Genomic DNA, 4,805 nt, shown 5'->3' on the forward strand with positions numbered 1-4,805 from the left:
CGCCACATGCGCGGTCGCGGCGTGCTCCAGGAGCTGGAACGCCAGAAGGACAACGGCTTTCCACAGGTCGCCGAAGCTGTGTCCAAGCGCAGCTGGGTCGCGAACAGCATCGAAGACCTGCCGTTCATCATGCACCGGGCGTTCAGCACCATGCTGACGGGGCGCCGCGGTCCGGCGCACATCGAGGTGCCTTGGGATCTGCATGCCGAGACCGCCGAGGTCAACTTCCATGACCTGGCGCGACGTCTGCCGGTTGGATTGCAGTACCCCGACCCCGAGGCGATCCAACGTGCCGTCGACCTACTGACCACCGCCCAGCGCCCCGTGATCGTCGTCGGCGGCGGCGCCATCAGCGCCAACGCGACCGACGAGATCCTTTGGCTGGCCGAAGGTCTGAACATCCCTGTCGTGACGACCTGGAACGGCAAGAGCGCCTTCCCCGAGGATCATGATCTGTTCATCGGCAGCGTCGGCCAGACCGGCACGACCCACGGCAACTACCTGACCGCCAACGCAGACGTCGTGGTGTCCATCGGTTGTCGGTTCACCGACTGGTCATCGTCGAGTTACGCACGTGGTCAGTCATATTCGTTCCCGCCAGCCAAGCTGATCCACATCGACATCGACCCGCACGAGATCGGCAAGATCTACCCCGCCGAGGTGGGCATCCTGGCCGACGCCAAGCCCGCGGTCGCAGCCATCGTGGCCTCGCTACCCGCCAAGCCGGAGCGTGGCGAGTATCTCGCCGAGGTCTCCGAGCGGAAGGCCGAGTGGGAGAACGAGCTTTCCACTCGACGTGATACCGATCGCTTCCCGTTCACGCTGCAACGTCCGCTCGGCGCGCTGCGCCAGGTGATGGATCGCAACGGCATCGTGCTGGCCGGTTCCGGCAACACCCAGGGTGCGGTCAAGCAGACGTTCCCCGTGTACGAGCCGCGGACCCACCTCACCACGGGTGGCTTCTCCTCTATGGGGTGGCCGGTTCCCGCCGCCCTTGGCGCGAAACTTGCCGCACCCGAACGTCAGGTCGCCTGTGTCACCGGCGACGGCGACTTCCTGATGACGGCCCAGGAGATTGGGGTGGCGATTCAGCACGACATCGCCGTGGTGTTCGTCGTTCAGGACAACTCGGGGTACATCTCGATCCGCGGCGGCCAACGCAACGCGACCGACCGCATCATCGGCACTGAGTTCAACCGCCCCGACGGCACGCCGTACAGCCCGAGTTTCCAGAATCTCGGGAAGGCGTTCGGCCTGGAGTCGTTCCGCGTGGAGTCGGCCTCCGACCTGGAGCCCACGTTCAAGCGCGCCTTCGACGCCAAGGCCCCCGTGCTGGTGGAGATCCCGACCGACCGGGATCTCGCAAGCCCCTTCGTCCCGGGCTGGCTCGACTTCCCGCCACTGCCGCACATCACTGACGAGCGCGCCGATGAGTACCGGGAACGGCGCGCCAGCGAACAGCATCAGTAGTCAAGGCTTCAAGTCCGCCGTTGCCAGAGTTTCAACGAGAAGAAACGCCCGTGGCCAAGGCCGCTCGCACGCACTGCGGCTCGCGGAAGAGGGCGCGGACATCATCGCTCTCGACGTCTGCCGCCAGATCGACACGGTCCCCTACCCCATGGCCGACTCCGACGACCTCGTCACGACGGTCGATCTGATCAAGAGCCGCGGTCGCCGCGTCTTCGCTGACGAAGTCGACGTCAGGGATCTTCAGGGACTGGAAGCCGCCGTGGCTGCTGGAGTCTCGGAGCTGGGAGGGCTCGACATCGTGGTCGCCAACGCAGGCACGCTGAACGACACGGCACCGCTGTGGGAGATCACCGAACAGCAGTTCCAGGATCAGATCGACGTGAATCTGACCGGGGTGTGGACAGCTGCCGCATGGGAAGTCGGCCGCAACTCGTGCATCGGTGTCATCCGCGAATACACATGTCGCGTCTTAACTTACGGCGTCGCGGATCGATACGTTTGGTAGACATCGGCGTCAACCGGGGCCCAGCCAATCGCGTCAAGAGAAAAGAGCCGTCATGCCCGCAATCGGATTCAAGTTGGATGCACGCCCCACCGAAGACGTACTACCTCTTGCCCGATCCATCGAACGGGCCGGGTTCTCCGAACTGTGGGTGTGCGAAGACCTGGGGCTCGCCGGCGGAATAGCGCAAGCGGCTGCAGCATTGGCGGTGACGACTGACCTCGAGGTGGGTCTGGGTATCGCTCCCGCTGCGGTGCGGAATCCGATGTACCTGGCCATGGAGTTTGCTTCCGTGGCACGGCTGTCCGGAGGGCGTTTCCACGCCGGGATCGGCCATGGCATGCCGGAGTGGCTGACGCAGGTCGGCGAGCATCCCGCGAGCCTGATGAACTGTCTCGAAGAAGTCTCGGAGACGGTGCGAGATCTCCTTCACGGCAAGGAGGTCAGCTACAGCGGTCGGCACGTGCATCTCGATTCGGTGTCGCTGACGCATCCACCCGCGCAGGTTCCGCCCATCAGCTTGGGTGTGCGCGGCCCGAAGGGCATCGAAGTGGCACGTCGACTCGGGCTGGGGCTGATCCTCGCGGAGGGATCGACACCGGCTTACGTTGCAGATGCGCGACGCGCACTGGGGCCAGATGCCCACATCACCGTATTCGTGTGGTCCAATCTCGACACCGGCGACGGCGAGGGTGGTTTGGAGGCGCTTCGACCCACGGTTGACGCGGCCCTGAAGAAGCCGTACCTGACGGCCCAACTGGGTGCGATCCACGGGTCAGCCTGCGATTTGGACGTGATCCGACGATTGACCGTTGCCGGCGATGTAGCCGATTGCCGCAGTGCCATCGATAAATTGGCGGACGCTGGCGCTGATTCCATTGTGCTGCAACCGATTCATGGCACAGAAGAACAACAGATCGAGATCTTCGGTGAAGAAGTGCGCGGTCGACTCGCGCTCGGCTGAGTTACGATCTCAATCGGTCAAGGCGCCAGATTGTCCAAGCCGTAGTGACAGTGCGGCGATCGTCAGCGCGGGATTCAGTCCCGCGGAGGCCGGGAAGCTCGAGCTGTCGGCGATCCAGAGGTTGTCCGTGTCATGGGCGCGCAGCCCCGCGTCGACAACAGCGGTGATCGGGTCCTCCCCCATCCGGGCCGTCCCGCACTGGTGTGAAGTCGCCTCCACACCAAGGCTTCTGGTAAAGACGATCGGGAATCCGGCCGAGCGCAGGAGCTTGGTCGTTCGTTTGACGAGCTCTTGGTGCGTCTGCGTGTTCGTCTCGATCCGCACCAGGCTGACCTGCCCCTTGGCATTGAGCGTGACACGACTCTCCGGCATCGGCAGATCCTCGCTCTGCGCGAGCAGGTCCAGGCTGTACTTCGTGACTTCGTCCAGGATGGCCAACGGCACGCGAGGCTGCGCAAGTTTGGCCTGTGGTCCGCGAAGCTTTCCCAGACCCTGGATGTTCCCGAGGGGAAAGCGGTTGGTGGGCCCAGATGCGTACCAGTCGTTGATCCCGATTGTCTTCTGGTACACGGCGTCGTTCTTGCGGCGCGGGTCTATGCCCAACACGAAGGTCGTCAGATGCGTCATGAAGTTTCGCCCGACCTGGTCCGAAGAGTTGATCAGGCCATTCGGATGTGCCCCTGATCCCGAGCGTAGAAGCAGTGCTGCAGTGTTGACGGCGCCACAGGCCACCACGAATCGGTCTGCGCGGACGCGGATTCGGCGTCCCCGATGGTCGATCTGCGCCTCGGTTACGTGACGTCCGCTTGAGTCTGTATCGAGCCGCAGCACGTGCGCATTCGTCAGTAGCCGGGTGTTTCCAGCACGCGCCTCCAGGGCTGGACGTACGGCACAGACGTCGGCGTCACCCTTGGCGTCGACCATGCACGCAAACGAATCGCAGGTGTAGCACAGAACGCATGCGCCGCCGTCCCTGCGATCAAGCGCCTGCGGTGCGGCAAACGGATGCAGCCCTTGAGCCTTGGCACTGTCGACGAATCGAGCAGTGGCACCCTCGTGCGGAATTCCGGGATACGGGTAGTCGGTGGACCGCCACGGATCGGTGGGGTCCTCGCCCTTGTTGCTGTGCACCCAGAACATGTGCTCGGCTTCGCCGTAGAAAGGCTCCAGGTCGGCGTAGCTGATCGGCCACGCCGGAGAGATGCCGTCGACGTGTTCCATTGGCCTAAAGTCGTATTCGCGGAATCGTGGCAGCGTTGCGCCGTAGAGCTTCGTGTTCCCGCCGACGTAGTGGTAATTGCCGGGCAGGAAGTCATTTCCCGTGGCCTGGTCGTGCCAGGTGTCCGAGTTCTTGTAGCGCTTCTGCCGATGCACGGCATCAAACGACCAGTTCTCGCGCTCCCTGGGCAGGAAGTCACCTTGCTCGATGATGAGCACCTTCGCGCCGGCGTTCCGCAGTGCGTAAGCCAGGGTTCCGCCGCCCATGCCCGAACCAATGATCGCAATGTCCGTGTCGAGGACCTCGGGCGGAACCACCACGACTTTGGATCGGATTGCTTCGGAAAGAGCCATACGAGGTACTCCTCCTGACCCACCGAACGACGGAGCTTGCGCACGAGCATCCAATGGAGTTACTCGTAATCGTCTGTGCCGCAGAAAAAGTGAGCCGGTGTCGATTTCCGCGAGGACGGGCTGTTCCCGCGGTGTGCCTTGCCCATCTGCTCAGCTTAGGTGAGCCAGATGTTGGCGAAGTCGTTGCCGCCGGGGCTGTAGCCGTTGGCGTTTTCCTTGACCCCGCCAACCTTGGGCGAGGCCGCATCGATCACGGGGAAGAAGTACGGCACGATGTAACCACCACGGTCGTAATCG

At 63.5% G+C, this 4,805-nt stretch carries 4 protein-coding genes; 3 read left to right on the forward strand and 1 reads right to left on the reverse strand.

From position 1 onward, the window contains the following. From QOI01_RS25735 to QOI01_RS25745, 3 genes are all read left to right on the forward strand, one after another. The coding region (locus QOI01_RS25735; RefSeq protein WP_526386002.1) for a thiamine pyrophosphate-binding protein at positions 1-1,470 on the forward strand (1,470 nt) is incomplete at its 5' end. Next, positions 1,430-1,975, forward strand: coding sequence for an SDR family NAD(P)-dependent oxidoreductase (locus QOI01_RS25740; protein ID WP_526386003.1), 546 nt, complete (start codon positions 1,430-1,432; stop codon positions 1,973-1,975). The genes QOI01_RS25735 and QOI01_RS25740, both read left to right, overlap by 41 nt. Before the next feature lie 52 nt (positions 1,976-2,027). Further along, entirely contained in the window at positions 2,028-2,936 is a 909-nt protein-coding gene (locus QOI01_RS25745; RefSeq protein WP_526386004.1) for an LLM class flavin-dependent oxidoreductase, read from the forward strand. Positions 2,937-2,945: 9 nt separating this feature from the next. On the opposite strand, the gene QOI01_RS25750 is transcribed toward QOI01_RS25745, so the two are convergent. Then, positions 2,946-4,508, reverse strand: coding sequence for an FAD-dependent oxidoreductase (locus QOI01_RS25750; protein WP_526386005.1), 1,563 nt, complete (start codon positions 4,506-4,508; stop codon positions 2,946-2,948). Positions 4,509-4,805: the final 297 nt, after the last annotated feature.

Origin of the sequence: Mycobacterium sp. (assembly GCF_032162605.1) — a bacterium.
In the GTDB taxonomy this organism is placed as follows: Bacteria; Actinomycetota; Actinomycetes; order Mycobacteriales; family Mycobacteriaceae; genus Mycobacterium.

Excerpts from the sequence above, each read along its gene's own strand:
- QOI01_RS25750 (WP_526386005.1), bottom strand. The coding sequence starts at position 4,508 with ATGGCTCTTTCCGAAGCAATCCGATCCAAAGTCGTGGTGGTTCCGCCC.
- QOI01_RS25740 (WP_526386003.1), top strand. The coding sequence starts at position 1,430 with ATGAGTACCGGGAACGGCGCGCCAGCGAACAGCATCAGTAGTCAAGGC.
- QOI01_RS25745 (WP_526386004.1), top strand. The coding sequence starts at position 2,028 with ATGCCCGCAATCGGATTCAAGTTGGATGCACGCCCCACCGAAGACGTA.